Origin of the sequence: Bradyrhizobium sp. SK17 (assembly GCF_002831585.1) — a bacterium.
Taxonomy (GTDB): Bacteria; Pseudomonadota; Alphaproteobacteria; order Rhizobiales; family Xanthobacteraceae; genus Bradyrhizobium.
The window spans coordinates 5,604,497-5,631,128 of the sequence record NZ_CP025113.1 but is presented as its reverse complement, the minus strand read 5'-3'; the positions used below and the strand labels follow the sequence as shown (position 1 = coordinate 5,631,128).

The following is a 26,632-nucleotide window of genomic DNA, read 5'->3' as shown; positions in this document are numbered from 1 at the left end:
ATAGCGGGAGCGGGGATCAACCTCGTCTCGCCAACCGCCGGAGGAGACGACGATGAACCTGCAGGCCCAACCAGGCTCCGGGCAGAGCGACTATCGAATCCTGCGCGAGGCCGATCTGCGGGACTATCTTGCGGGCCTTCCAGCCATCGTCGCCCAGCTTGGCGGCCGGCCTGCCGACTGGTCGATCAGCGAGGTCGGCGACGGCAACCTCAACCTCGTCTTCATCGTCAAGGGCAGCACCGGCGGCATCGCCGTCAAGCAGGCGCTGCCCTATGTGCGGCTGGTCGGCGAGAGCTGGCCGCTGCCGCTGTCGCGCGCGCATTACGAGCATCTGGCGCTGGTGCGGCAGGCGCGGCTGGTGCCCGAGCTCGTGCCGGCGGTGCTGCACCATGACGAGCCGCTCGCGCTCACCGCGATGCAGTTGCTCGAGCCGCACATCATCATGCGCAAGGGGCTGATCGGGGCGACGCGGTATCCGCGCTTCGTCGACGATATCTCGACCTTCCTGGCGCAGACGCTGTTCTTCTCGTCCGATCTTGCGCTGTCGGCCGCGCAGAAGAAGGACGGCATCGCGGCCTTCGCCGGCAACCATGCGCTCTGCAAGATCACCGAAGACCTGATCTTCACCGATCCCTACCGCGTCGCCGAGCAGAACCGCTGGACCGCGCCGTATCTCGATGCGACCGCGGCCGCGTTCCGCGACGACCTCGACCTGCATGTCGCGGTCTCCAGGCTCAAGCTGAAATTCATGGCGAGCCCCGAGGCGCTGCTGCATGGCGATCTGCATACCGGCTCGATCATGGTCACCGAAACCGAGACCAGGGTGATCGATCCCGAATTCGCCTTCTATGGCCCGATGGGCTTCGACATCGGCGCCGTGATCAGCAATCTCCTGATGGCCTATCTGGCCTCGGCCGGGCACGAACGGACGCCGGGCGAGCGAGCGTCGTTCGAGGCCTGGCTGCTGGAGACGATCGAGGGTGTCTGGAGCGAGTTCTCGCGAAAGTTTCTCGCGCTGTGGCGCAGCGAAGCCAAGGGCGACGGCTATCCGGTGTCGCTGTTCGCCGGCGAGGCGGGTGCTGCCCGGCTGGAGGCGGAGCGGCAGGCCTACATGGCGCGGCTGTTCCAGGACACGGTCGGCTTCGCCGCAGCCAAGACCATCCGGCGCATCCTCGGCCTCGCACACAATATCGATTTCGAGTGGATTGCCGACGAGAAGCAGCGCGCTGTCTGCGAGGCGAGGAGCCTCAAGCTCGCACGCAGGATGATGCTGGAGACCGGGGCGTTCACCACGATCGGCACGGTGACCTATGCCGCACGCGAGCTGCGCAATTGGCAGCCGGATTTCGCGAGGTGAATCTGCCTTGAGAGCGCGGAACGAAAGGTAAAGCCCGGACAGATCATGCCGCGGGAATGCGGATGTGTGACTCACAGACCGTCCAAGAATTTCAGTGTCGTCCCGGCGAAGGCCGGGACCCATTGCCACCAAAGCGAATTGTCGTGCGACGCTGGGGCCACAGCCTGCCCTTCAACTCGACTCTGTGGTTATGGGTCCCGGCCTTCGCCGGGACGACGAATGGGAAGCAGCGCGCTCATCTCACTCAATCTACTCCGCCGTCTGCTCCCGCAGCCGCTGCGCATAGACGTTGATGATCAGCGCGGCGAGCAGGATCAGGCCGCGGATCAGGATCTTCAGGAAGCTGTCGATGTTGACGTGGTCGAGGCCGTTGTTGAGCACGCCGAGCACGAACAGGCCGACGATGGTGTTACCGATGCCGCCGCGGCCGCCGAACAGGCTGGTGCCGCCGACCACCACGGCTGCGATCGAATCCAGCAGATAGGTGTCGAACTCGTTCTGCTGTGCGCTGCCGAAATGGGCGACACCGAGCATGCCGCCGATCCCCGAGCAAACCGCCGAGATCACCATCACGCTGCCGAGGATCAGCTTGACGTTGAGGCCGGCAAATTCCGCGGCCTCGCGATTGCCGCCGACCATGTAGACGTAGCGGCCGAACCGCGTGTAGGTCAGCACCAGATGACCGCCGAGCAGCATCACCGCGGCCACGATCACGATCCAGGGGATGCCGCCGATCGAGCCCGAGCCGAGCGTCGTGATCAGCGGCGGCACTTTGTAGGCGATCTGGCCGCGCACCAGCAGTGCCGAGACGCCGGCCGCGATCTGCATCATGGCGAGCGTCATGATGAAGGAGGGGATGCCGATCACGGTCAGCCCCAACGCGTTGACGAGGCCGAGCAGCGCGCACAGCGCCAGCGCCAGCAGGATCGCGGCAAAACCCGGCATCGGGACGTTGGCGATGTTGACGTAGGATTCCTGCAACGTGAAGTACGCCACCGCGATGCCGGTGACGTTGGCGATGCTGGCGATCGACAGGTCGATCTCGGCGCACAGGATCACGAAGGTCAGGCCGACCGCGATGATGCCGGTGACCGACACTTGCGTGAGGATATTGCCGAGATTGTCGATGGTCGCAAACGACGGGCTTGCGATCGCGAAGAAGGCGCTGAGGAAGATCAGCGTCAGGAACGGCGCGATGTTGCGCATCTGCGAGCGCAGGAAGGGCGCCAGTCCACGCGGCCGCTGGTGATCCGCTCGCGCCGTCGCGCCGTCACTGCTCGTCATCATAGATCTCCATTACGCGGCCTCCAGCAAGCGATCCTTGCTGACCGCTTCGCCGGCGAATTCGCGCACCACCGCGCCGCGCTTGAGCACCAGGATCCGGTCGGCCAGCGACAGCACCGTCTCCGGCTCGGTCGACAACACGATGATCGCCAGTCCCTTGGCGCGCAGGTCGCGCACGATGTTGATCACGTCGTTCTTGGCGCCGACATCCATGCCGCGGGTCGGCTCGCACAGCACCAGCAGGCGCGGCGGGTAGGTCAGCCATTTCGCCAGCGCCACCTTCTGCTGGTTGCCGCCGGAAAGCATGCCGAGATCGAGGCCGACCACCGGCGGCCTGATCTGCAATTGCTCGACCTGATGCTGGGCGATGGCGCGCTCGCGCACCGGCTTGAGCAGCAGGGACGAAATGCGATCGAGGATGCTGATCGAGATGTTCTTGAACACCGGCTCCTGGTGGAACAGCATGGCGCGGCGGCTCTCGGGTACCAGTGCAACGCCGGCGCGGCGCGCTGCCGCGGTGCTGCGGAATGTCTTGACGGCGCCGTCGACCGCGAGCGTGCCGCCATCCGGCTTGAGCTTGCCGAACAGGATCCGCGACAGCTCCAATTGCCCGCAGCCCATGAAGCCGTAGATGCCGAGCACTTCGCCGGAACGGGCTTCGAACGAGACGTCTTGCAGGCTGCGGCGGAGCGAGAGCTGATCGACCTTCAGCACTGCCGCGCCGCCGCCCGATTGCGGCAGCATCAGGTCGTCGGTGTAGCTGTGCTCCAGCGCCGCGCCGCCGCGGCCGATCATGGCCTCGATCAGCGCGCCCTTGGTGGTGTCCGCGGACGCCGTCTCGGCGATCTTCCGCCCGTTGCGGAACACGGTCACCACGTCGGAGACCCGCAGGATGTCTTCGATGAAATGCGAGATGAAGACGATGCTGGTGCCTTGGTCGCGCAGCTTGTGCAGCGTTGCGAACAGGCGTTCGACCTCGGGCGGGGAGAGCGCGGAGGTCGGCTCGTCGAGGATGATGATGCGTGCGCCCGAGAACAGCACGCGGGCGATCTCGATCAATTGCTGCAAGCCGATCGGCAGGTCGCCGAGCCGGGTCATCGGATCGACGTCGATGCCAAATCGCGATAGCTGCTCGCCGGCCTCGCGCGCCATCCGCCGCCATTGCACGAAGCCGAGGCGGTTGGTCGGCTGGTTGCCGAGAAAGACGTTCTCTGCGACGGTCAGGTCAGGCGCGACGCTGAGCTCCTGATGCACCATGCCGATGCCGGCGGCATGGGCGTCGCGGGTGGAGCGGAAGCGGGTCTCCTTGCCGTCGAGCATGAAGCGGCCGGAGAACTCCGGATGCACGCCGGCGATGATCTTCATCAGCGTGCTCTTGCCGGCGCCGTTCTCGCCGACGAGACCATGGATCTCGCCGGCGTGAAGCGCGAAGTCGACCCCACGAAGGGCTTCGACACCGCCGAAGGCCTTCGTGATCTGGTTCAACTCGAGGATCGGGGAGCGTCCCTGCGACATGCGGCCCGCTCAGATCAGGAAGTGATCCTCCATCCACTGCATGCCGGGGGCGTTGGTCTTGGTCACGACGGGACCGTCGGTCACGACGTTCTTCGGAATGCCCTGGCCGCTCTTCTCGCCGCCGACCACGGCAGCGACGCCCGCGACGATCGCGCCGCCATGGATGCGGCAGGACGGGTTGCGGACGGTTGCGAACATGCGGCCTTCGCTGACTGCCTGGATCGCCGGCGGCATGGCGTCGACGCCGCCGATCAGGATGTTGGTGCGGTTGCGTGCCTTCATGATGTTGTAGGCGGCGAGCGCCATGTCGTCATTGTGGAAGAACGCGGCGTCGATCTGCTGATATTTCGTCAGGTAGGTTTCCCAGAGCCGGGCGGTCTTGGAGACGTCCCAGTCGGCGGGCTGGGTGTCCAGCACCTCGATGTTCGGGAACTGCTTCACCACCGAGTTGAAACCCTTGGCGCGGCCCTGCGCGCCGGTGTGGCCGAGCGCGCCCTGGGTCATGATGACCTTGCCCTTGCCGCCGATCGCGTTGCACAGCGCCTGCGTCACCGATGCGCCCATGAACTCGTTGTCGGGCGCGAGGAACGAATGGACGTTGATCTGATCGAGCGGCGCGATCAGCGTGTCCATGTCGATGACGGGCGTGCCGGCGTCGATCATCTTCTGCACCGGCTGGGTCAGCGTACCGATGCCGAACGCCTGGATCGCGACGAAGTCCCATTTCTGCGAGGCCATGTTGTCGATCGCGGCGCGCTGCTTCACCGCATCGAGCTGGCCGTCGAACCAGGTGACCTCGACGTTGAACAGCTTGCCCCAGAACTCGGCGGCCTGTTTGCCCTGCGCGCACCACGTCGCCTGCAATCCGGCGTTGGAGAATGCGGCTTTCAGCGGCTTTTCCGAGCGTCCCATCTCGGCTGCGAGCGCGGACGTGGTCAGGCCCATTCCGCCGAGCAGGCCGGCTGCTGCTCCACCTGCCGCTGCCAATTGCAGAAGGTCGCGCCGCGTCGTCGACGCCTTGTCCATCCCCTTGTCGGTCCTTGGCATTGCTTGCTCCCTCATGTTTTTTCTGACCGTCGGCGTCAGTTGCACGCGCCGCGGATAAAGCGAGTGTGTCACAATCGGAACGGGGGCGCTACGCTCTCTTGTCCACGAGATGTGTCTGCTGCAGCACGACGGCGTCGATGTCGGCGAGCGCCTTGTGCCACGCAGCATCGATCTCCGCGGACCATTGCTCGCCGAGAATTTCGCGCAAGCTGTCCGCGATTACGGCGAAGAAGGCGAGAAAGAGTTCGCGCGACGTGCCGTAGGCATCGTGCGACGACACTTCGCACTCGATCAGGCGGAAACGTCCGCTGCGTTCGCCGACGAAATCGAGGATTGCCTCGATGGTCAGCGCGAGCATCGCGCCCTTCACCGGCTCACTGCCGTCGGTGCGAAACATCGCCTGCGCTTCGGGATGTTCGCGAAACAGGCGCCGATAGACGATCGGCGTCAGATCATCACAACGCGCGGCTGCGAGTTCGAAACTGTGCTCGATAGGATTCGATGATGAGGTCATTGCTCGATGCGATCATCACATAAAAGATCATCACATAAAAAAAGAGCAGGGCGCCAAGCCCTGCTCCAAAAATTGTGTCGACCCTATTTGCCCCAAGAATTAGATTTGATCTTGATTAATGGGGTGACGCTGCTTGTGCGCGTCGGGCTCCTCCCGAGACTTGGACCACCAGGACACACCTCGCGGCTGGCCTGAGCCCGAATTGGTAGACCATCTTTCCAAGCTTGTCATCATTTTCGGCAACGAATGTTCAAATTTCGAGCAGTTTGCGAAATGATTGGGATGGCGCCACCGTCGGTTGCGACGTCTGCTTCAAAACACGTGGCAGAGTAATGGGATACGGCCATTGGCAAAGCGCCGTGACGCAACTGCCACGCCGCGCCGATTCCGTCGGTGGGGAAGAAACCGGCAGCGTTGCCGATCTCGACTTCCGACGCCCATGGTGGTTAGTTCCCTCCCGGATGGGTTTTGCAATGCGCCGGCGGCTGAAGAATTTTCTGCCCATAGTCCTGGTTGCCCTGCTGGTGCAGATTTTCGCGCCGATCGGGGCCTGCTGGGCGGCGAGCCTTGCCATGTCGGATCCGCTCGCGGCCGCCACGATTTGCCATGGCAATGGCGGAGCCGGGCAGGACGACCAGACCGGTCATGGCGTTCATGACTGTTGCCCGACGTGCAGCGTGCTGCAAACCGGTGCGCCCGTCGATCATCCCGAAGTGGCGGCCCGCGCCATTGAACGTGTCCCGAGTCGCATCGCTTGGCTCGATTTCGCCAGCGAATTCGATGGTTCGCGGGCAGGTCTCGCCGCGCAAGCGCGCGCGCCGCCGACTTTTTCCTGACGAGTAGCCGCTGCCGGTGCGTGTCTCGCGCCGGCGAGTGCCCTTGAGCAGGCCGGCCGAAGGGGCCGGTGTCAGGATTCTTCCATGTTTCGGTTTCACCCACGGGGTGGGGCAAGCGCGCTGATGCTGGGCGCGGCCCTTTCCACGATTAATTGTTGGGCAAAGGCCCAGACCGCGCTGCCGTCAGTCACGGTCGAGGCACCGCAGCCGGCGGCGCGTGCCAAGCGCGTCGCGGCCGGGCCGCACGCGCGTACCGCATCGGTCCGGCGGCCGCCCAAGCCGCGAGCCGCGCCCGCGGTGGCTGCGGCCGGCGGCGCCAAGCCGGGGGAAACGGCCGGGGCGGCGCGGGATGGTTTGAACCGGGCGCCAGCCGGCCAGACCCAGACCACCATCGACCGCAGCCAGTTCGACAACCGACCGTCGTTTTCGGTCGCCGACGTGCTGCGCGACAGCCCGGGCATCTCGATCAAGCAGGGCAACGGCCCGCGTGACTTCGGGATCTCGATCCGCGGCTCGAACGCCCGCAACGGCTTCGGCATCCGCAACCTCGTCATCTTCGACGACGGGTTCCCGGTCACCCAGCCCGACGGCCTGTCGCGCAGCGACCTGATCGATCCGCATGCCTATGGCGCGATCGACGTGGTCCGCGGGCCATCGTCGGCGCTGTATGGCAATTACGCGACCGGCGGCGCCTTGAACTTCCGGACCCGGCCGGGCGGGACCATCGACGGCGTCGAATACGGCGTCGACGGCGGCAGCTTCGGCTATCTCAACAATTATCTGGCCGCCGGCAAGAAGGTCGGCAATTTCGAGGGCTCGCTGTTCGCCAGCGACGCGCGCGGCGATGGCTATATCGGCAACAGCTGGTTCAATACCCAGACTGTCAACTTCCTCGGCACCTTGCAGGCGACGCCGGACGACCGTTTCACGTTCAAGCTGATCAACAACGATCTGACGGCGCGCCTGCCGATCCGCTCGTCGCTCAACCAGTTCTACCAGAACCCGTTCCAGCAGGGCTGCGCGACCGGCGCCACGGCGGCACCTGGCTGCGGAACCGTCTCCCTGTTCAACAACGGCTTCAACGGAACCAAATCCACCGAGACTGCGGTGCAAGCCGGCCTCGGCCGCGATGACCGCCGGACGATCGTTGGCGGCCGCTGGGAGCACGATTTCGACAACACGACGACGTGGCGCAACCAGTTCGTGTTCGACGACAGGAACATCAATCAGCCGACGGGATCGACCAGCGCGCTGGGTGACTATCCTTCGTACAATTTCATGAGCGATTTGACCAAGCGCGGCGAATTGCTTGGGATGGATTCGACCACGATGGTCGGCGGTTGGTACAACACCCTCACGACGACCGGCACGACCTGGAACGTTTCGCCTGCGGGCAATGCGACACTCGGACTGCCACAGAGCAGCCTGTATCAATCGACAACCAATTATGGCGTCCGGGCGCGGGAAGAGATCAAGCTGATTCCGACGGTGACGGCGATCGCCGGGATCGGCTGGGAAACGACCACGCTGAACGGTGTCAACACCGCGCTGTCCTATCCGGTCATCAACAATCCCGCAATCGTGGGAGCCACCGTGACGAAAGCGGCGCCTGTGTTCACCAATACCGCGCCGGAGTTCGCGCTGATCTACAAGCCGGACAATGAATGGCAGCTACGCGCTCGCGTGGCGACCGGCTACGGTACGCCGCAAGTCAGCAATCTGTTCGTTCTGCCGAGTGGGTTATCGGGCAACAACACGTCGCTCAAGACCCAGACCAACCTCGGCTACGACCTCGGCGCGGACTGGTCCCCCAACAAGAGCGTGAAGGTCAGCGCCACCGCCTTCTACGAGTTCTTCAACAATGAGCTTGTTTCTCAGGCGACGCCGGTGGCGGGCGTTACATACACCTTCAATGCACCGCGCTCGGAGCATCGCGGCGTCGAACTTGCCGCCCAATGGGCCTTTTATCAGGGATGGCAGTTCACGGCGGCCTACACCTATCTGGACGAGGTATATACCGACTACACGGAAAGCATCAGCGGCTTCACATTCAATCGGGTCGGCAACAAGATTCCCGGCATTTCGCCAAATGAGCTGACGACGCGTTTGGGCTACGACCAAATGTCCGGGCCGTTCCAGGGACTCGGCGGGTTCGTCGAAGTCCAGTGGAAGGATGGCTTCTACATGGACAACGCCAATCTGCTGCGGGCGCCGGGTTACGAACTGGTCAATCTCAACGTTCACTACACGACAGGTCTGATCTCCGACTATTTCAAGTCGCTGAATCTGTATCTCGAGGTGCGGAATGTGTTCGACCGAACCTACATCGCCTCCGCGAACAATATCGCCAACTCGGTGACGGCGGCGGGCGTTCAAAATCCCGCGAGCATACTGGCGAACACCACCGGCTCGATCTATGCCGGATCGCCGCGGGCGTTTGTCGCGGGCATGAAGATCGCGTTCAAATGAGGGGCGCATCGATGACGTCTCGCAAACCTGCCGTTCGGATCGCGCTGGCGATGCTGCTGCTCGGGATCTCGCCCGATCCGGCCAGGGCGCAGATGAGTCACCAGCACGCCTCGGAAGCGGCGTGCGAGGAAACCGGACTGCGTTGCGCGAGCAAGGTCACTCCGGCGTTCGCGCCGGACGGGACGCTGTGGCTGGCCTGGATGGCCGGAGGTCAGATTTCCGTCGCCAGCTCGAAGGATCAGGGCAGGAGCTTTTCCGCGCCGGCGCAGGTGACGCGGGACCGGCTCAATTTGGATTGGGGCCCGGATGCGCGCCCGAAGCTTGCGATCGACGCCAGGGGAGACATCGCGCTGGCGTTCTCGATCTTTCGCGATCAGGCCTTCAACGGCCAGGTGCTGACCTCGCGCTCGACCGATGGCGGGCGAACTTTCGATCCGCCGAAGCCGATCACCGCAAACAATGAGAGCCAGCGCTTCGAGGCGATCGGCTTCGATCCCGCCGGCACGGTGTTCGCGGTCTGGCTCGACAAGCGCAACCGTGTGCCGGCGCAACAGCGGGGCGAGAAGTATGACGGTGCCGGATTGTTCTTCGCGTCGTCGAAGGACGATGGCGCGACCTATTCCGACGCGCGGCTGGCGGCCGACAATACCTGCGAGTGCTGCCGTCTCGCCCTGGCGTTCGATGGCGCAGGCCGTCCGGTGGTGGTGTTTCGAAATATCTTCGAAGGCGGTGTGCGCGACCATGCGATCGTGACGTTCACCGATCTGGCCACGCCCGGCGAACTGCATCGGGTGAGCCGCGACGACTGGCAGATCGCGGCCTGTCCGCATCATGGTCCCAGCCTGACCATTTCGCGTGAAGGCACCTATCATGTGACCTGGTACACCAACGGCAAGGCGCGCAAGGGATTGTTCTACGCGCGGTCGCGCGATGGCGGCAAAACCTTCTCCGATCCGCTTCCGATCGGGCAACCGAACCGGAGCCCGTCGCGGCCGCAGATCATCGCAGGCCCGCAGGGGCTGGTGATGGCGTGGAAGGAGTTCGACGGCCAGAAGACCTCGATCAATCTGATGATGTCGCACGACGACGGAGCGAGCTGGTCGAAACCCGCCGTCATTGCTGACACCAGCGACAGTTCCGATCATCCGCTGCTCGTGACCGATGGCCGGCAGACCTATTTGTCGTGGATGACGAAGGCGGACGGCTATCATTTTCAAGCGATCGAGGGCGAACCATGAAGCGCCGCTTCCTCGCGACCCTGATCCTGCTCGCAACGCTGTCGCCCGGGCTGGCGGTGGACGCGGGCGCACCCAAGCCGTTCGAACGCGGCAGCTGGCAGAAGCTGCTGCATGCGCATGCCGGGCATCCGACCCTGGTGCATTTCTGGGGCGTCACCTGCGGACCCTGCAAGGTCGAGCTGCCGCAGCTTGGCCAGTTCATGAAGGATCATCCCGGGATCGACGTCGTGACGATCAGCGCCGATCTGGTGCCGAACCTGCCGGAGGCGACCCGATCGATGCTGGCTAGTGCAGGGCTGGCATCAGCCGAGAACTGGATGTTCGGCGACGGCTTCGCCGAGCGGTTGCGCTTCGAGATCGATCCGGCCTGGCAAGGCGATATCCCGCGAACCATGCTGATTGCCCGTGATGGGACCATCACGACGATCGAAGGGTCGGCCGAAATGGCCGATCTGAACAAATGGTCTGAAGCCCAGGCCGCAGCAATCCGATGACACGACGACTTCAACCTGAAAGGACCCCGTCGCCATGAAGACGCTCTCCCGTATCCTTGCTTTCGCAGCGCTGGCCGCTGTCATGTCCACCTCCGCGCGTGCCGAGGACGTCAAGGCCGGTGACCTCGTGATCACGCAGGCCTGGACGCGCGCCACGCCGAACGGTGCCAAGATCGGCGGCGGCTATCTGACGATCGAGAACAAGGGCACGACACCGGATCGGCTGGTGTCAGGCTCCGCCGATGTCGCCGGCAAGGTCGAGGTCCACGAGATGTCGATGGACAATGGCGTGATGAAGATGCGCGCGCTCGACAAGGGCCTGACCATTGAGCCCGGCAAGACCGTGAAGCTCGCACCTGGCGGCTATCATCTGATGATGTTCGACCTGAAGAACCCGCTGAAGCAGGGCGACAAGGTGCCGGTGACGCTGGAGTTCGAGAAGGCCGGTAAGGTCTCGGTTTCGCTCGATGTGCAGGCGGTCGGCGCGCAGGCGCCGGGTGGCGATCATTCCGGCCATGGCGACCATTCCGGTCACATGGACATGAAGAAGATGTGAGGCGGCCATGCGGTCATCGACGCTCCTCATTGTCACGGCCGCGCTGTTCGCAGCGCAGCCGGCGATCGCCCATGTCACGCTCGAGGCAAAGCAGGCGACGGTCGGCTCGTACTACAAGGCGGTGTTCGCCGTGCCGCATGGCTGCGCAGGATCGGCGACGGTCAAGCTTCGCGTGCAGATTCCGGAGGGCGTGATCGGGGTGAAGCCGATGCCGAAGCCGGGCTGGACGCTCGATACCGTCACCGGCAAATACGCCACGCAGTACGACTATCACGGTGCCAAGCTCTCCGAGGGCGTGAAGGAAGTGGCCTGGAGCGGCGGCAAGCTCTCGGACCAGAACTACGATGAGTTCGTGATGCAGACGTTCTTCACCGATACGCTGAAGCCGAACACCGTGCTGTATTTTCCCGTGGTGCAGGAATGCGAACAGGGCGTGAGCCGCTGGATCGATATTCCGGCCGACGGGCAGGGCGGCGGCCACGACCATGGCAGCAAGACGCCGGCGCCCGGTGTCAAGCTGCTGCCGAAGTCCTGAAGCCGTGCGGCTGGTCGCAAGTCTTGTCAGAGCAAGTCTCGTCGCGTTGCTGCTGGCGCTGTGCCTTGCGACCTCGGCTCATGCCCATGCCGTCCTGATCGGCGCCGAGCCGGCGGACGGCAGCGTGCTGGCGGAAGCACCGAAAATGCTGGTGCTCCGCTTCAACGAAGCGGTGGCGCCGACGGCGGTCAGTCTGCTCGACGCCGTCGGCAAGCCGCGTGACGTCACGTTCCGCGCCCTCGATCAATCGGTGATGGTCACGCTGCCGTCGGACCTGCCGCAGGGGACGCAGGTGGTGAGCTATCGCGTCGTGTCGCAGGACGGCCATCCGGTAGCGGGTTCGCTGCTGTTCTCGATCGGGGTCGTCACCGGCTCGGCGGCGCCATCCGGCGACGGCGTACTCCACGCGCTGATCTGGCTGGCACGGCTCGGGCTCTATCTGGGCCTGTTCGCCGGCGTCGGCGGCGTGTTCTTTGCCGCGTGGATCGGGCAGGGGCCGGCCGGCGGACCGCTGATCATGTGGTCGCTGGCGATCGGCCTGGTCGGTGCGGTCAGTTCGCTTGGCCTGCAAGGTGTCGACCTGCTGAACCTGCCAATCACGGGGATTCTGACCTGGGCGGCATGGGCCAGTGCCGCCGGCACCAGCCTGTTTCCGGCCCTGCTGCTGGCAATCGGCGCGATGCTGATTGCGACACTCGCCTGGCGCAGCCCGTCATTCCGCGTGGCCCTTGTCGGCACCGCTGTCGCAGTGATCTGCGTCGGCTTGTCGCTTGCGGTCAGCGGCCATGCCGCGACGGCTTCGCCACAATGGTTGACCCGCACCGCGCTGTTCAGCCATGGCGTTGGCTTGGCGTTCTGGATGGGTGCGCTCGCGCCACTGGCGGTGCTGGCCTGGCAGCGCAAGGACTCGCTGTTGCCGGTGCTGACGCGCTTTTCGATGTTCGCGGTGCCGGTGGTGGCGTTGATCGGCCTGTCGGGCCTCGCGCTCGCCGTCGTCCAGCTCGAGAGTTTCGGCGCGCTGTTCGACACCGGCTATGGCAACGTCCTGCTGGCCAAGCTTGTGCTGGTGTCGCTGCTGCTGGCGCTCGCCGCGCTGAACCGGCTGGTGTTCACGCCCGCCATCGCGCGCGATTTGCATCGCACGCGACCGCTACAGCGCTCGATCGCGCTCGAATTCGTGCTGATGATCGGCATCCTTGGCCTCGTCGCATTGTGGCGCTTTACGCCGCCGCCGCGCGTGTTGGCGATGTCGACCGACGTTCCGCTCGCGGTCCACATCCACACCGATGCGGCGATGTTCCAGGTGCTGATCGCGCCGGGCAAGGTCGGGCAGAACGACTTCGTGCTGCAATTGATGAACGGTGATGCCAGCCCGTTCGCAGCCAAGGAGGCGACGTTGACGCTGAGCCTGCCGGATCGCGGCATCGAGCCGATGGAACGCAGTGCCGCGCTCGGCCCCGACGGCTATTGGCACGTGAAGAAGGTGCCGCTGCCGGTCCCCGGCCGCTGGCACATGCAGATCGATGCCCTGGTGACCGATTTCACGAAAGTGACACTGGAAGACGATTTCGAGGTCAGATGAGGCCGGTGTCCGCGCGCCGGGGACATCGGTGGGACGCAATTCGATCAAATGGCCGAAATTCGCCTGATTTGAAGGGTTTTTGACCTGAGGCGGCCTTGTGTTTTCACAGCCGATCCGGTTTCACTGCAACTCTTCCCACGCTTTCCTGATTCCCGAGTAATGCCATGCGATTATCGCGGTTTTTCCTGCCCATCCTGAAAGAAAATCCGAAAGAGGCGGAGATCGTCTCGCATCGGCTGATGCTGCGTGCGGGCATGATGCGGCAGGAGGCGGCCGGCATCTATGCCTGGCTGCCGCTCGGCTTCCGGGTGCTGAAGAAGATCGAGCAGATCGTCCGCGAGGAGCAGGACCGCGCCGGCGCGCTCGAACTGTTGATGCCGACGTTGCAGCTTGCCGATCTCTGGCGTGAAAGCGGCCGCTATGATGCCTATGGTCCGGAGATGCTGCGCATCCTCGATCGCCACAAGCGCGAGCTGCTGTACGGACCGACCAACGAGGAAATGATCACGGAGATCTTCCGCTCCTACATCAAGTCCTACAAGAACCTGCCGCTCAACCTCTACCACATCCAGTGGAAGTTCCGTGACGAGCAGCGTCCGCGCTTCGGCGTGATGCGCGGTCGCGAATTCCTGATGAAGGACGCCTATTCGTTCGACCTCGACGAGGCCGGCGCGCGGCGTTCCTACAACAAGATGTTCGTGGCTTACTTGCGCACCTTCGCGCGGATGGGCCTGAAGGCGATCCCGATGCGGGCCGAGACCGGGCCGATCGGCGGCGATCTCAGCCACGAATTCATCGTGCTCGCGGAGACCGGCGAGTCCGGCGTCTTCATCAACCGCGACGTGCTGGACCTGCCGGTGCCGGGCGAGGACGTCGATTACAACGGTGACCTCACGCCGATCATCAAGCAATGGACTTCGGTCTATGCTGCGACCGAGGACGTCCACGAGGCGGCGCGCTTCGAGCAGGAGGTGCCCGAGGCGAAGCGGCTCAACACCCGCGGCATCGAGGTCGGCCAGATCTTCTATTTCGGTACCAAATATTCCGACGTCATGAAGGCGATGGTGGCCGGTCCCGATGGCGTCGACGTGCCGATCCATGGCGGCTCCTACGGCGTCGGCGTGTCGCGTCTGGTCGGCGCGATCATCGAGGCCTGTCACGATGACGCCGGCATCAAATGGCCCGAGGCGGTCGCGCCGTTCCGCGCCGCGATCCTCAACCTCAAGCAAGGTGATGCCGCGGTCGACGGCGCCTGCGAACAGCTTTACCGCGATCTTCTCGCCAAGGGCGTCGACGTGCTCTACGACGACACCGATCAGCGTGCCGGCGCCAAGTTCGCCGCGGCCGATCTGATCGGCATCCCCTGGCAGATTCTGGTCGGGCCGAAGGGGCTCGCGGAGGGCAAGGTCGAGGTGAAGCGCCGCAGCGACGGTTCACGCGACAATATGAGCCCGGCCGACGTCGTCGCGAAGCTCGCGGGTTAAAGTTTATTCACGCCGCGCGGTCGGCGGGGTAATCCGGCCACATTTGGCCCGAATCATGGGATTATCGAGAGATGGATGAGACCATGAACGAGCCAGTCCGTACCCCGCCTTTTGCGCCATTCGAATGGCTGCTGTCCGGACGCTATTTGCGCGCGCGCCGCAAGGAAGGATTCATCTCGGTCATCGCCGGCTTTTCGTTCCTCGGCATCATGCTCGGCGTCGCCACGCTGATCGTGGTGATGGCGGTCATGAACGGCTTCCGCAAGGAACTGCTGGACAAGATCCTCGGCCTTAACGGGCACCTTCTGGTGCAGCCGCTGGAATCGCCGCTGACCGACTGGAAGGACGTCGCCGACCGCATCAGCCAGGTCCAGGGCATTCGGCTCGCGGCGCCGGTCGTGGACGGGCAGGGGCTCGGATCCTCGCCGTTCAACGCCGCCGGCGTCTTCATCCGCGGCATCCGGGCCGACGACCTCAACAACCTGACCTCGATCGCCAAGAACATCAAGCAGGGCACGCTCGAGGGGTTCGATGAGGGGCAGGGCGTGGCGATCGGCCGGCGTCTTGCCGATCAGCTCTCGCTGCATGCCGGTGACATGATCACGCTGGTCTCGCCGAAGGGCGCGGTGACGCCGATGGGTACCACGCCGCGCATCAAGCCCTACCGGATATCGGCGGTGTTCGAGATCGGCATGTCGGAATACGATTCGACCTTCGTGTTCATGCCGCTGGCCGAAGCGCAGGCCTATTTCAACCGCAACAACGATGTGTCCTCGATCGAGGTGTTCACCACCAATCCGGACAAGATCGACACCTATCGCAAGCTGGTGACGGAGGCGGCCGGGCGGCCGGTCTTCCTGGTCGACTGGCGACAGCGCAACTCGACCTTCTTCAACGCGCTGCAAGTCGAGCGCAATGTGATGTTCCTGATCCTGACCATGATCGTGCTGGTCGCGGCGCTCAACATCGTCTCGGGGCTGATCATGCTGGTGAAGGACAAGGGCCAGGACATCGCGATCCTGCGCACCATGGGCGCCTCGCAAGGCTCGATCATGCGGATATTCCTGATCACCGGCGCCTCGATCGGCGTGGTCGGAACGCTGACCGGCTTTGCGGTCGGCATGCTGATCTGCCTGAACATCGAATCGATCCGGCAATTCCTGTCATATCTGACCAACACCGAGCTGTTCTCGCCCGAGTTGTATTTCCTCTCGAAACTGCCGGCCGAGGTCGACTTCGGCGAGACGCTCGCCGTCTTGATCATGGCGCTGACGCTGTCCTTCCTGGCGACGCTCTACCCGTCGTGGCGTGCCGCGCGCCTCGATCCGGTCGATGCGCTCCGGTACGAGTGAGGCGCACGCATGGCTGAGGGGGCTGAAGACGTACCGGTCGTCTATCTTCATGATATCAAGCGGGAATACCGGCAGGGCGAAGCGACGCTGACGGTCCTCAACGGCGCCAAGCTGGCGCTGTGGCCGGGTCAGTCGGTGGCGCTGGTGGCGCCGTCGGGATCAGGCAAGTCGACATTGCTGCATATCGCGGGCCTGCTGGAGAGCCCCGACGACGGCGAGGTCTACGTCTCCGGCACGCCGACCTCGCAGATGTCCGACGTCGACCGCACGCAGATTCGCCGCTCCGATATTGGATTCGTCTATCAGTCGCACCGGCTGCTGCCGGAGTTCTCGGCGCTCGAGAACGTCATGCTGCCGCAGATGATTCGCGGGCTGAAGCGCTCCGAGACCGTGAAACGGTCGACCGAGATCCTGTCCTATCTCGGGCTCGCTGACCGCATCACCCATCGTCCGGCCGAGCTCTCGGGCGGCGAGCAGCAACGCGTGGCGATCGCGCGCGCGGTTGCCAACGCCCCAAGGGTGCTGCTCGCGGACGAGCCGACCGGGAATCTCGATCCCGGCACCGCCGACCACGTCTTCAACGCGTTGATGCAACTCGTCAAAGCGACCCGGGTCGCGATGCTGATCGCGACCCACAATCTCGATCTCGCCGCGCGGATGGATCGCCGGGTCTCGCTTGCGAACGGGCAGATCGTCGAGCTCGAATAGAGCGTTGTCGAGCGAAGCCGGCCCGGCTGCTCACAGCCTGGCCTCAATAGGCCCGGTGCGATCGCTTGCCGGATGCGTGCGGCCGCCGATCGAGCGGCGGCCCCGCGTAATAGGGATTGTTGATGCACACCGCGGACAGGCCGGATGCCGAGGCTTGGCACTGCGCCAGCGACGTGTAGCCGCAGTCGGTATCCTCACCGCCCCATCGATAGTTGGTTTTGCAGACCGGCGAGGTCGAATCGTATTTCTGCGCGGTTGCCGGCGTGCTTGCGACGGTGCCGACGGCGAGCAGGGCCAGAATCAGGAAGCGCATCGGAATCTCCGGTCAATCAGCCGTCCGCGAGGACGCGCCGACGCCGCGCCAGTAGGCGACGCAAGCGAATGTGCATCAACTCACATTCGCGTCGGCGTTGCCTGCAATTTGGTTGTCTGCAACTCGCTCTGTCAGTGGATGAACAGGTCGAAGAAGCTGTCGCCACGCTCCCGCGCCCGCGTGTGAAGATAGGAGCGCGGATCGTTGTCGCCGGCATAATACGGATTGGCGACGCAGGTCTGCCCGATGCCCGACGCGGTGGCCATACACGCCTGATAGGACGGGTACGAGCAGGTGCTGAGACCAGGGTAGCGGTCGCCCTGAATGCAGAACGGGTAGCGTACGCCGACTGCATGTGCGGGCGCTGCGCCGAGCCCGGCGAGTGCGGCGACAGACGCCGCAGCAAGAATCATCGTCCGCATGTGCATTCCTTTGGCTCGCGAAGTTTCAGTCCTGACGACGATCCAAATCGGACAAGCGGGTTCCGGTCAACTCGATCTTTCGCGCGCCTGTGCACGCAGATTTGAATTGTGAAAATTGTGCGGCGGCTATGTGGCAAAAGTTCCAAGAAGTGCCCGTAATACAGTATTAACTTCAAATTTGAGCGAAGTCGTTTGGGCCCTCCTGTTGCAGCGAAGTTACAGCAATTCCGATGCGGGCTGCTATGACGGTGTCTCGCGGCCTTGGGGCCTGTAGAAAAAGTTGGAACGGGAAAAATGAAGAAGATTTTGCTTGTCACCGCCAGCATGATTGCGCTCAGCGCGACGGCTGCTTCCGCGGCTGACCTCGCGGCTCGCCCTTACACCAAGGCTCCGCCGCCCATGGTTGCCGCTGTCTATGACTGGACCGGCTTCTACATCGGTATCAACGGTGGTTGGGGCCAGAGCCACGACAACCGCGGTATCGCCGGTGTCGGCGGCGTTGGCAACTACGACGCCAACGGTGGAACCGTCGGTGGTCAGGTTGGCTACCGCTGGCAGGCTGGCGGCTGGGTGTTCGGTCTGGAAGCTCAGGGCAACTGGGCTGACTTCTCGGGCAGCACCGGCAACATCGTTATCCCGGGCGGCACCGTTCGCTCGAAGACCGATGCGTTCGGCCTGTTCACCGGTCAGATCGGCTACGCCTGGAACAACGTCCTGCTGTACGCCAAGGGCGGTGCTGCGGTCACCGATCGCAACTACCAGTTCCTGGCGCCCGGTGGTGGTCTGGCTTCGCAGACCGGCTACGACACCCGTTGGAGCCCGACCGTTGGTGTTGGCCTCGAATTCGCATTCTCGCAGGGCTGGTCGCTCGGCGTCGAATACAACCACATCTTCGAGGACAGCCACGGTGCAACGTTCGTGACCCCGACCGGCGTCGCGGTTCCCGGCTTCTACACCGGTGGCGACACCGACATGGTCCTCGGCCGTCTGAACTACAAGTTCGGTGGCCCGATCATCGCGCGTTACTGATCGCTCGCTTAATTCAAGCGACATCGAAAACCCCGGGCTTCGGCCCGGGGTTTTTTGTTGCCGGCACGGATTGACCATCGTTCTCGATCGCTGCGGATCCAACGCGGCCCAGAGACCCCAACCAACTGCGGTGTTCTCGCTGCAATCCGGGAATGGGACCTCTGCCGGGCGCGCTGCCAACTCCTGCCACGATTAACCAAGGGAATCCTTTCGGGGACAGTTTCCAAACTGCTCCACCACCGTCGCTTGACTCCTAGAACAAAAAAGGAACAATGTTCTGCATACGTTCCAGTTCGGGGAGAGCGGCCATGTTGAAGATTTTCGTGCAGGAAGCTGCGGCGCTGGCATCGATCACGCTGTTCGTCGGGATGATCGCGGTATGGGCCCAGCTGATCACCCAGTTCTGAAATTTCCCCGCGAGGGTAGGGGCATGGCTGGCCCCTGGCGACCCTCGAATGCCCGCTGGGGAAAACCGGGACGACCTGCCACCACGCCGCGTTCGGCGTGGACTTGGCGGGGTCCAGGCGCCACGATGGGGCGCGAGTCGGGCCTGACGCTTTCGCGCTCCGGCTTTGGCACTCGCGCCATCCCTGCCTCAAGAGACCCCGTAAGCAGCCATGCCGAATGCCGGATTCGTTCATCTTCACGTCCATTCCGCCTATTCGCTGCTGAAGGGCTCGATCAAGATCGCCAAGCTCGGCGAGCTTGCGAAGGCCGACCGCCAACCGGCGCTGGCGCTGACCGACACCGACAACATGTTCGGGGCGCTGGAATTCTCCGACAAGATGGCCGGCTACGGCATCCAACCGATCGTCGGCTGTGAGGTTGCGGTCGATTTCGGCGACGTCGACCCCAACACGCGAAGCATCCTGGCGACCACCGGACCGACGCGAATCGTGCTGCTGGCGGCACGCGAGCGCGGCTACCAGAACCTGATGCGGCTGAACTCGCGGGCGTTCCTGGAGACGCCGGTGAACCAGACACCGCACATCAAGCTCGACTGGCTCACCGACGCCGCCGAGGATCTGATCGCGCTGACCGGCGGTCCGGACGGGCCGATCGCGCTGGCGCTGCGTGCCGAGCAGGCAGCGCTGGCGACCACCCGTTGCGAACGACTGGCCAGCCTGTTCGGCGACCGCCTCTATGTCGAATTGCAGCGCCATGGCATCGACAAGGAGCGCCGCACCGAGGGCGGGCTGATCGATCTCGCCTATGCGAAGGGCCTGCCGCTGGTGGCGACCAACGAGCCGTATTTCGCCAGCAGCGACGACTACGAATCGCATGACGCACTGCTGTGCATCGCCGGCGGCCATCTGATTGCCGAGACCAACCGCGAGCAATTGACCCCGGATCACCGCTTCAAGACCCGCGCCGAAATGGCGGTGCTGTTCGCCGACATCCCGGAGGCGTTGGCCTCGACGGTCGAGATCGCCGAACGTTGCTCGTTCCGGCCGAAGACCCGCAAGCCGATTCTGCCGTTCTTCACCGTCGGTGCCGCCGCCAGCGCAGATGCCGCCGCCGACGAGGCCGCCGAGCTGAAGCGCCAGGCCGAGGAGGGCCTCGTGAATCGCCTGCGGGTGCACGGTCTCTCGCCGGGCATGACCGAAGAGGACTACAGCAAGCGACTCGCCTTCGAGCTCGACGTCATCACCCGCATGAAATACGCGGGCTACTTCCTGATCGTGTCAGACTTCATCAAATGGGCCAAGGCGCAGGGCATCCCGGTCGGACCGGGCCGCGGCTCCGGCGCGGGCTCGCTGGTCGCCTGGGTGCTGACCATCACCGACCTCGATCCGATGCGGTTCGCGCTGCTGTTCGAGCGCTTCCTCAATCCCGAACGCGTCTCGATGCCGGACTTCGACATCGACTTCTGCCAGGACCGCCGTGGCGAGGTGATCCAGTACGTCCAGGACCGCTATGGCCGCGACCAGGTGGCGCAGATCATTACCTTCGGTACACTGCAGGCGCGCGGCGTGCTGCGCGACGTCGGGCGCGTGTTGCAGATGCCTTACGGGCAGGTCGACAAGCTGACCAAGCTGGTGCCGCAGAATCCCGCGGCTCCCGTGACCTTGGCGCAGGCGATCGAGGGCGAGCCCAAGCTGCAAGCGTTCCGCGACGAGGACCCGGTGGTGGCGCGCGCCTTCGACATCGCGCAGCGCCTCGAAGGTCTCACGCGGCACGCCTCGACCCACGCCGCGGGTATCGTGATCGGCGACCGGCCGCTGAGCGAGCTGGTGCCGATGTATCGCGATCCGAAATCCGACATGCCGGTCACCCAGTTCAACATGAAATGGGTCGAGCCCGCGGGTCTCGTGAAGTTCGACTTCCTTGGCCTCAAGACGCTGACGGTGCTCGACGTCGCGGTGAAGCTGCTCAAGCAGCGCGACGTTGATGTCGACCTCGCCACGCTGCCGATCGACGATGCGGCGAGTTACCAGATGCTGGCGCGGGGCGATGTGGTCGGCGTGTTCCAGGTGGAAAGCCAGGGCATGCGGCGCGCGCTGATCGACATGCGGCCGGACCGCTTCGAGGACATCATCGCGCTGGTGGCGCTGTATCGCCCGGGTCCGATGGCCAACATCCCGACCTATTGCGCGCGCAAGCACGGCGACGAGGAATCGGAATATCTGCATCCGATCCTGGAGCCGATCCTGAAGGAGACGTTCGGCGTCATCATCTATCAGGAACAGGTGATGCAGATCGCGCAGCAGATGGCAGGCTATTCGCTCGGCCAGGCCGACCTGCTGCGCCGCGCGATGGGCAAGAAGATCCGCGCCGAGATGGACAAGCAGCGCGACATCTTCGTCGCCGGCGCGATGAAGAACGGCGTGGCGAAGGGCCAGGCGGAGACGATCTTCGAACTGCTCGCCAAGTTCGCCGACTACGGCTTCAACAAGAGCCACGCGGCGGCCTATGCGCTGGTGTCGTACCACACCGCCTATATGAAGGCGCATTACCCGGTCGAATTCCTCGCGGCGTCGATGACGCTCGAACTCAACAACACCGACAAGTTGTCCGAATTCCGCTCCGAGGCGCAGCGGCTCGGCATCAAGGTCGAGGCGCCCAACATCAATCGTTCCGGCGCCACCTTCGAGGTCAGCGACAACACGATCTACTACGCGCTCGCGGCGCTGAAGGGCGTCGGCATCCAGGCCGTCGAGCAGATCATCGAGGAGCGCAACAAGAAGGGCGCCTTCACCTCGCTGGCCGACTTCGCTGCGCGGGTCAGCCCGCGTGCCGTCAACAAGCGGATCATCGAGAGTCTCGCGGCGGCTGGCGCGTTCGACACGCTCGATCCGAATCGCGCGCGCGTGTTCGCTGGCGCCGATTCGATCCTCGCGGCGTGCCAGCGCAGCCACGAGGCGGCCACGTCAGGCCAGAACGACATGTTCGGCAGCGCGCCGGATGCGCCCAGCATCATGTTGCCGCAGGTCGAGCCGTGGCTGCCCGCGGATCGCCTGCGGCGCGAATATGACGCGATCGGCTTCTTCCTGTCGGGCCATCCGCTCGACGACTACGCCACCGCGCTGAAGCGGCTGCGGGTGCAGTCCTGGGCGGAATTTTCGCGCGCGGTGAAGACCGGCGCGACCGCGGGCAAGGTCGCGGCAACCGTGGTGTCGCGCATGGAGCGGCGCACCAAGACCGGCAACAAGATGGGCATCATGGGCCTGTCCGACCCGACCGGCCATTTCGAGGCCGTATTGTTCTCCGAGGGGCTCGCGCAGTACCGCGACGTGCTCGAGCCGGGCGCCGCCGTGCTGCTGCAACTCGGCGCAGAATTGCAGGGCGAGGACGTGCGGGCGAGGGTGCTGCACGCCGAACCGCTGGATCACGCCGCCGCCAAGACCCAGAAGGGGCTGCGCATCTTCGTGCGCGACACCAAGCCGCTGGAGTCGATCGCCCGCCGGCTCAACATGCCGGATGCCGCACCCGCGCCGGGTGGCGCAAGGCCGCCGGCGGCCAAGCCCGCACCGGCAGCCGCGCCGCCGGCAGGTGCAGCCGACGGCGACGTCTCGCTGGTGATGATGCTCGACCTCGAGACCGAGGTGGAGATGAAGCTGCCCGGCCGCTACAAGGTCTCGCCGCAGATCGCCGGCGCAATCAAGGCGGTCGCGGGCGTGGTCGACGTGCAGACGCTGTAGGCTGCCAGCTCCTTTGCATGGGGTTGTTTTTCGATATTTTGGCCGCGCTCGCCCGCGCTAGCCCTTGGGCCGCCAAACAGGGCCGTTTCGGCTCGATTTGGGCCTATCCGGCCGGCGTAACCGGCCGTATTTCCTTGCTTCTGGCGCAAATCGCGCTATATACCGCGCCATCTCACACGGAAACATGGCTCAAAAGGCCGTCCGGTGGCAGCCGGGCCATAAGGCTCGTCTGCTCACACGTTTCCGGAGGAACCAACCGGAGAATTATCACTATGTCGCTGCCCGATTTTTCTATGCGTCAGTTGCTTGAAGCTGGCGTTCACTTTGGCCACCAGGCCCACCGCTGGAACCCGAAGATGCAGGATTATATCTTCGGCGCCCGCAACAACATTCACATCATCGACCTCGCGCAGACCGTGCCGATGCTGCACCGTGCCCTTCAGGCGGTCAGCGATACCGTCGCCAAGGGCGGCCGCATCCTGTTCGTCGGCACCAAGCGTTCGGCGCAGGACGGCGTTGCCGATGCGGCCAAGCGCTCGGCGCAGTACTTCGTCAATTCGCGCTGGCTCGGCGGCACGCTGACCAACTGGAAGACGATCTCGGCCTCGATCAAGCGCCTGCGTCACCTCGACGACGTGCTGTCGTCCGGCGAAGCCAACTCCTACACCAAGAAGGAGCGGCTGACGCTGCAACGCGAGCGCGACAAGCTCGACCGTTCGCTCGGTGGCATCAAGGACATGGGCGGTCTTCCCGACATGATCTTCGTGATCGACACCAACAAGGAAGACATCGCGATCCAGGAAGCCCAGCGGCTCAACATCCCGGTCGCCGCGATCGTCGACACCAATTCGGACCCGAAGGGCATCACCTATGTGGTGCCGGGCAATGACGACGCCGGCCGCGCGATCTCGCTGTATTGCGACCTCGTCGCGCGCGCCGCCATCGATGGCATCTCCCGCGCCCAGGGTGATTCCGGCATCGATATCGGTGCCTCGGCCGCGCCCGTGCAGGAAGACCTCCCGGCGGCCGCGCCGTCCGGCTTCCAGGGGCTCGCCGGTCCTCGTGGCACCGCCGACAACCTCAAGAAGCTCACCGGCGTGTCCGGTGCGATCGAGAAGAAGCTCAACGACCTCGGCGTCTTCCACTACTGGCAGCTCGCCGAGCTCGACCACGACACCGCGCACAAGATCGGCGAAGAAGTCGGTCTGCCGAGCCGTGCCGACGCCTGGGTCGCCCAGGCCAAGACGCTCGCCGAAGCGGAATAAAAGTTACGCGGCGCGGCCGGGTGTTTCCCGGCCGCCGCTTCTATTCCACGAACAACGATTTCCCTGTCGCCGACGGCGGCGCCATCGGGCGCCGCGCTTTCCGTACAGGCAAGAAGGACATTGAACGATGGCAACGATCTCCGCAGCGATGGTCAAGGAACTCCGCGAGTCGACCGGCGCGGGCATGATGGATTGCAAGGCGGCGCTGACCGAGACCGACGGCGACATGACCGCTGCGCAGGATTGGCTGCGCAAGAAGGGCCTCTCCAAGGCCGCCAAGAAGGCCGGCCGCGTCGCCGCCGAGGGCCTGATCGGCGCGCTGACCTCGGGCACCAAGGGCGTGCTGGTCGAGGTCAATTCCGAGACCGATTTCGTTGCGCGCAACGAGCAGTTCCAGGGCCTGGTCAAGATGATCGCGCAGGTCGCGCTGAAGCATGGCTCCGACGTCGAGGCCATCAAGGCCGCCAAGGTTGGCGACTTCACGGTGGAGCGGGCGATCTCGGACGCGATCGCCACCATCGGCGAGAACATGTCGCTGCGCCGCGCCGCGTCGCTCGAGGTGAGCAAGGGCGTGGTGTCGAGCTACGTCCACAACGCCGTCGTCGAGGGCGCCGGCAAGATCGGCGTAATCGTGGCGCTGGAGTCGGCCGGCAAGACCGACGAACTCGCAGTGCTTGGCCGCCAGCTCGCGATGCACGTTGCCGCCGCGAAGCCGCTGGCGCTCGACCCGGCCGGGCTCGATCCGGAGACCGTCAAGCGCGAGAAGGACGTGCTGGCCGACAAGTACCGCCAGCAGGGCAAGCCGGAGAACGTTATCGAGAAGATCGTCGATTCCGGCCTGAAGACCTACTACAAGGAGGTCTGCCTCCTCGATCAGGCCTTCATCCACGACAGCGGCAAGTCGGTTGCCCAGGCGGTGAAGGAAGCTGAGGGTAGGGTCGGCGGCCCGATCAAGATCGCCGGCTTTGTGAACTATGCTCTCGGTGAGGGAATCGAGAAGCAGGAAAGCGACTTCGCTGCCGAAGTCGCGGCCGCCAGCGGCAAGAAGTAACCGCTGACAGCGGGGCGTCCGGCGTGCGCGCCGGAGGCCTGCCTGCGCGGGATAAGAAAGCGATCGCATCATGGCCGAGCCGATCTATCGTCGCGTGGTGATCAAGCTGTCCGGCGAATATCTGGCCGGCTCTCACGGCTTCGGTATCGATCAGCCGACGGTCGATCGTGTTGCCGACGACCTGATCGCGGCGCGCAAGCTCGGCGTCGAGGTCGCGGTCGTGATCGGCGGCGGCAACATCGTCCGCGGCGTCGAGGTGTCCGCGCGCGGCGTGTCGCGGCCGACCGGCGACACCATGGGCATGCTTGCGACCATGATGAACTGCCTCGCGCTGGAGGCGGCGATCGAGCGCAAGGGGACGCCGGCGCGGACCTTGTCGGCATTCGTGATGCCGGAGATTTCCGAGCTGTTTACCCGTAGTGCGACGCACAAATACCTCGCCGAGGGACGCATCGTCCTGCTCGGCGGCGGAACCGGCAATCCGTTCTTCACCACCGATACCACTGCCGTGCTGCGCGCGGCCGAGATCGGCGCGCAGGCGGTGCTGAAAGCCACCAATGTCGACGGCGTCTACAGCGCCGATCCGAAGAAGGACCCCAAAGCCAAGCGCTTCGACCGACTGACCCATTCGCAGGCGATCGAGGGCGGCTACAAGGTCATGGACGCGACCGCTTTCGCGCTTGCTCGCGAGACGTCGCTGCCTATCATCGTGTTCTCGATCGCGGAGCCCGGTTCGATCGGTGCGATTCTGCGCGGATCCGGACACGGCACGGTCGTCGCCGGCTGATTGCTGCGCCTCCGGATCCAGACTTTGGACCCGAGGGCGTCGGCAGCCGGTTTCTAATGAAAGGGAGAACGTCATGGCCGCACCTGGTTTTGACATCAACGACGTGAAGCGCCGCATGCAGGGCGCCACACAATCGCTCAAGCACGAGCTCGGCGGTCTGCGTACCGGCCGCGCCGCGGCCTCCATGCTGGAGCCGGTCCAGGTCGAGGCCTACGGCTCGCATATGCCGCTCAACCAGGTTGCGACCATCAGCGTGCCCGAGCCGCGCCTGCTCTCGGTGCAGGTCTGGGACAAGACGATGGTGAAGGCGGTCGAAAAGGCGATCGTCGATTCCAACCTCGGCCTGTCGCCGGCGACCGAAGGCCAGGTGCTGCGCTTGCGGATTCCCGAGCTCAACGAGGAGCGCCGCAAGGAGCTCGTCAAGGTCGCGCATAAATACGCGGAAGCGGCGAAAGTCGCGGTCCGCCACGTGCGCCGCGATGGCCTCGACGTAATCAAGAAGCTCGAGAAGAATCACGAGATCTCCGAGGACGATCAGGAGCGCCTGTCGAACGAGGTGCAGAAGGCGACCGACGGCATGATCGTCGAAATCGATCAGCTGCTTGCCGCCAAGGAAAAGGAAATCCTGACGGTCTGAGAAGCACCCGGGAAC

Annotated in this window: 23 protein-coding genes; 17 read left to right on the top strand and 6 right to left on the bottom strand. The window is 64.4% G+C overall.

Going from position 1 to position 26,632, the window contains the following annotated elements:
• The first annotated feature begins 52 nt into the window (after nt 1–52).
• Nucleotides 53–1,357: an S-methyl-5-thioribose kinase gene (gene mtnK, locus CWS35_RS25995; RefSeq protein WP_100954570.1), complete on the top strand. Its 1,305-nt coding sequence runs from the start codon at nt 53–55 to the stop codon at nt 1,355–1,357.
• Nucleotides 1,358–1,606: 249 nt separating this feature from the next.
• Here the strand turns inward: mtnK and CWS35_RS25990 are convergent, their stop codons facing one another.
• The 4 genes from CWS35_RS25990 to CWS35_RS25975 form a co-directional block, all read right to left on the bottom strand.
• The gene (locus tag CWS35_RS25990) at nt 1,607–2,641 is read right to left on the bottom strand and encodes an ABC transporter permease (RefSeq protein ID WP_100956668.1); all 1,035 of its coding nucleotides are present in this window, start codon (nt 2,639–2,641) and stop codon (nt 1,607–1,609) included.
• 12 nt (nt 2,642–2,653) lie between these two features.
• Complete coding sequence (locus tag CWS35_RS25985) at nt 2,654–4,156, bottom strand: sugar ABC transporter ATP-binding protein (RefSeq protein ID WP_100954568.1); 1,503 nt, start codon at nt 4,154–4,156, stop codon at nt 2,654–2,656.
• A 9-nt stretch (nt 4,157–4,165) separates the two neighbouring features.
• A complete protein-coding gene (locus CWS35_RS25980; protein ID WP_024583494.1) occupies nt 4,166–5,203 on the bottom strand; it encodes a sugar ABC transporter substrate-binding protein in 1,038 nt (345 codons plus the stop codon).
• An 88-nt stretch (nt 5,204–5,291) separates the two neighbouring features.
• Nucleotides 5,292–5,717, bottom strand: a complete 426-nt coding sequence (locus CWS35_RS25975; RefSeq protein WP_024583495.1) for a globin — start codon at nt 5,715–5,717, stop codon at nt 5,292–5,294.
• 359 nt (nt 5,718–6,076) lie between these two features.
• On the opposite strand from CWS35_RS25975, the gene CWS35_RS25970 reads away from it, so the two are divergent.
• From CWS35_RS25970 to CWS35_RS25925, 10 genes are all read left to right on the top strand, one after another.
• Nucleotides 6,077–6,553: a DUF2946 domain-containing protein gene (locus CWS35_RS25970; protein ID WP_245438663.1), complete on the top strand. Its 477-nt coding sequence runs from the start codon at nt 6,077–6,079 to the stop codon at nt 6,551–6,553.
• An 84-nt stretch (nt 6,554–6,637) separates the two neighbouring features.
• Nucleotides 6,638–9,022 (top strand): TonB-dependent receptor, encoded by a 2,385-nt coding sequence (locus tag CWS35_RS25965; protein WP_100954564.1) that lies wholly within the window; start codon nt 6,638–6,640, stop codon nt 9,020–9,022.
• An 11-nt stretch (nt 9,023–9,033) separates the two neighbouring features.
• On the top strand, nt 9,034–10,260 hold the full coding sequence (locus CWS35_RS25960) for a sialidase family protein (RefSeq protein WP_157817232.1): 1,227 nt from the start codon (nt 9,034–9,036) through the stop codon (nt 10,258–10,260).
• Nucleotides 10,257–10,754, top strand: coding sequence for a TlpA disulfide reductase family protein (locus CWS35_RS25955; protein ID WP_024583499.1), 498 nt, complete (start codon nt 10,257–10,259; stop codon nt 10,752–10,754). Before CWS35_RS25960 ends, CWS35_RS25955 begins: the two co-directional genes overlap by 4 nt.
• 34 nt (nt 10,755–10,788) lie before the next feature.
• Nucleotides 10,789–11,310 carry a copper chaperone PCu(A)C gene (locus CWS35_RS25950; protein ID WP_024583500.1) on the top strand — a complete coding sequence of 174 codons (522 nt, stop codon included), beginning with the start codon at nt 10,789–10,791 and terminating at the stop codon, nt 11,308–11,310.
• A 7-nt stretch (nt 11,311–11,317) separates the two neighbouring features.
• Entirely contained in the window at nt 11,318–11,845 is a 528-nt protein-coding gene (locus CWS35_RS25945) for a YcnI family protein (RefSeq protein WP_100954561.1), read from the top strand.
• A gap of 4 nt (nt 11,846–11,849) precedes the next feature.
• Entirely contained in the window at nt 11,850–13,427 is a 1,578-nt protein-coding gene (locus CWS35_RS25940) for a copper resistance CopC/CopD family protein (RefSeq protein ID WP_245438660.1), read from the top strand.
• A 164-nt stretch (nt 13,428–13,591) separates the two neighbouring features.
• Nucleotides 13,592–14,911, top strand: coding sequence for a proline--tRNA ligase (gene proS, locus CWS35_RS25935; protein ID WP_024583503.1), 1,320 nt, complete (start codon nt 13,592–13,594; stop codon nt 14,909–14,911).
• Nucleotides 14,912–14,982: 71 nt separating this feature from the next.
• Entirely contained in the window at nt 14,983–16,263 is a 1,281-nt protein-coding gene (locus tag CWS35_RS25930; protein ID WP_024583504.1) for a lipoprotein-releasing ABC transporter permease subunit, read from the top strand.
• A gap of 9 nt (nt 16,264–16,272) precedes the next feature.
• The gene (locus tag CWS35_RS25925) at nt 16,273–16,971 is read left to right on the top strand and encodes an ABC transporter ATP-binding protein (protein ID WP_024583505.1); all 699 of its coding nucleotides are present in this window, start codon (nt 16,273–16,275) and stop codon (nt 16,969–16,971) included.
• A gap of 43 nt (nt 16,972–17,014) precedes the next feature.
• Here the strand turns inward: CWS35_RS25925 and CWS35_RS25920 are convergent, their stop codons facing one another.
• Together CWS35_RS25920 and CWS35_RS25915 are read right to left on the bottom strand one after the other, a co-directional pair.
• Nucleotides 17,015–17,284, bottom strand: coding sequence for a DUF3551 domain-containing protein (locus CWS35_RS25920; protein ID WP_024583506.1), 270 nt, complete (start codon nt 17,282–17,284; stop codon nt 17,015–17,017).
• 131 nt (nt 17,285–17,415) lie between these two features.
• Nucleotides 17,416–17,706 carry a DUF3551 domain-containing protein gene (locus CWS35_RS25915; protein ID WP_024583507.1) on the bottom strand — a complete coding sequence of 97 codons (291 nt, stop codon included), beginning with the start codon at nt 17,704–17,706 and terminating at the stop codon, nt 17,416–17,418.
• Nucleotides 17,707–18,000: 294 nt separating this feature from the next.
• Between CWS35_RS25915 and CWS35_RS25910 the strand changes: the two genes are divergently transcribed.
• The 6 genes from CWS35_RS25910 to frr all read left to right on the top strand — a co-directional run bounded on the left by CWS35_RS25910 (nt 18,001) and on the right by frr (nt 26,617).
• The gene (locus CWS35_RS25910) at nt 18,001–18,735 is read left to right on the top strand and encodes an outer membrane protein (protein WP_100954557.1); all 735 of its coding nucleotides are present in this window, start codon (nt 18,001–18,003) and stop codon (nt 18,733–18,735) included.
• 617 nt (nt 18,736–19,352) lie between these two features.
• Complete coding sequence (dnaE, locus tag CWS35_RS25905) at nt 19,353–22,877, top strand: DNA polymerase III subunit alpha (protein WP_100954555.1); 3,525 nt, start codon at nt 19,353–19,355, stop codon at nt 22,875–22,877.
• Nucleotides 22,878–23,149: 272 nt separating this feature from the next.
• On the top strand, nt 23,150–24,142 hold the full coding sequence (locus tag CWS35_RS25900) for a 30S ribosomal protein S2 (protein WP_029879753.1): 993 nt from the start codon (nt 23,150–23,152) through the stop codon (nt 24,140–24,142).
• A 127-nt stretch (nt 24,143–24,269) separates the two neighbouring features.
• Entirely contained in the window at nt 24,270–25,193 is a 924-nt protein-coding gene (gene tsf, locus CWS35_RS25895) for a translation elongation factor Ts (RefSeq protein WP_100954553.1), read from the top strand.
• A 70-nt stretch (nt 25,194–25,263) separates the two neighbouring features.
• Complete coding sequence (gene pyrH / locus CWS35_RS25890; protein ID WP_024583512.1) at nt 25,264–25,980, top strand: UMP kinase; 717 nt, start codon at nt 25,264–25,266, stop codon at nt 25,978–25,980.
• A 73-nt stretch (nt 25,981–26,053) separates the two neighbouring features.
• Entirely contained in the window at nt 26,054–26,617 is a 564-nt protein-coding gene (gene frr / locus CWS35_RS25885; RefSeq protein ID WP_024583513.1) for a ribosome recycling factor, read from the top strand.
• Nucleotides 26,618–26,632 lie beyond the last annotated feature (15 nt).

Bases quoted from the DNA above. Each gene is read 5' to 3' on its own strand.
- CWS35_RS25910 (WP_100954557.1), top strand. From the start codon at position 18,001: ATGAAGAAGATTTTGCTTGTCACCGCCAGCATGATTGCGCTCAGCGCG.
- CWS35_RS25945 (WP_100954561.1), top strand. From the start codon at position 11,318: ATGCGGTCATCGACGCTCCTCATTGTCACGGCCGCGCTGTTCGCAGCG.
- CWS35_RS25960 (WP_157817232.1), top strand. From the start codon at position 9,034: ATGACGTCTCGCAAACCTGCCGTTCGGATCGCGCTGGCGATGCTGCTG.
- frr (WP_024583513.1), top strand. From the start codon at position 26,054: ATGGCCGCACCTGGTTTTGACATCAACGACGTGAAGCGCCGCATGCAG.
- CWS35_RS25900 (WP_029879753.1), top strand. From the start codon at position 23,150: ATGTCGCTGCCCGATTTTTCTATGCGTCAGTTGCTTGAAGCTGGCGTT.
- CWS35_RS25990 (WP_100956668.1), bottom strand. From the start codon at position 2,641: ATGACGAGCAGTGACGGCGCGACGGCGCGAGCGGATCACCAGCGGCCG.
- CWS35_RS25975 (WP_024583495.1), bottom strand. From the start codon at position 5,717: ATGACCTCATCATCGAATCCTATCGAGCACAGTTTCGAACTCGCAGCC.
- tsf (WP_100954553.1), top strand. From the start codon at position 24,270: ATGGCAACGATCTCCGCAGCGATGGTCAAGGAACTCCGCGAGTCGACC.
- CWS35_RS25930 (WP_024583504.1), top strand. From the start codon at position 14,983: ATGGATGAGACCATGAACGAGCCAGTCCGTACCCCGCCTTTTGCGCCA.
- pyrH (WP_024583512.1), top strand. From the start codon at position 25,264: ATGGCCGAGCCGATCTATCGTCGCGTGGTGATCAAGCTGTCCGGCGAA.
- CWS35_RS25950 (WP_024583500.1), top strand. From the start codon at position 10,789: ATGAAGACGCTCTCCCGTATCCTTGCTTTCGCAGCGCTGGCCGCTGTC.
- CWS35_RS25925 (WP_024583505.1), top strand. From the start codon at position 16,273: ATGGCTGAGGGGGCTGAAGACGTACCGGTCGTCTATCTTCATGATATC.
- proS (WP_024583503.1), top strand. From the start codon at position 13,592: ATGCGATTATCGCGGTTTTTCCTGCCCATCCTGAAAGAAAATCCGAAA.
- mtnK (WP_100954570.1), top strand. From the start codon at position 53: ATGAACCTGCAGGCCCAACCAGGCTCCGGGCAGAGCGACTATCGAATC.
- CWS35_RS25955 (WP_024583499.1), top strand. From the start codon at position 10,257: ATGAAGCGCCGCTTCCTCGCGACCCTGATCCTGCTCGCAACGCTGTCG.
- CWS35_RS25920 (WP_024583506.1), bottom strand. From the start codon at position 17,284: ATGCGCTTCCTGATTCTGGCCCTGCTCGCCGTCGGCACCGTCGCAAGC.
- CWS35_RS25915 (WP_024583507.1), bottom strand. From the start codon at position 17,706: ATGCGGACGATGATTCTTGCTGCGGCGTCTGTCGCCGCACTCGCCGGG.
- CWS35_RS25980 (WP_024583494.1), bottom strand. From the start codon at position 5,203: ATGCCAAGGACCGACAAGGGGATGGACAAGGCGTCGACGACGCGGCGC.
- CWS35_RS25965 (WP_100954564.1), top strand. From the start codon at position 6,638: ATGTTTCGGTTTCACCCACGGGGTGGGGCAAGCGCGCTGATGCTGGGC.
- CWS35_RS25985 (WP_100954568.1), bottom strand. From the start codon at position 4,156: ATGTCGCAGGGACGCTCCCCGATCCTCGAGTTGAACCAGATCACGAAG.
- dnaE (WP_100954555.1), top strand. From the start codon at position 19,353: ATGCCGAATGCCGGATTCGTTCATCTTCACGTCCATTCCGCCTATTCG.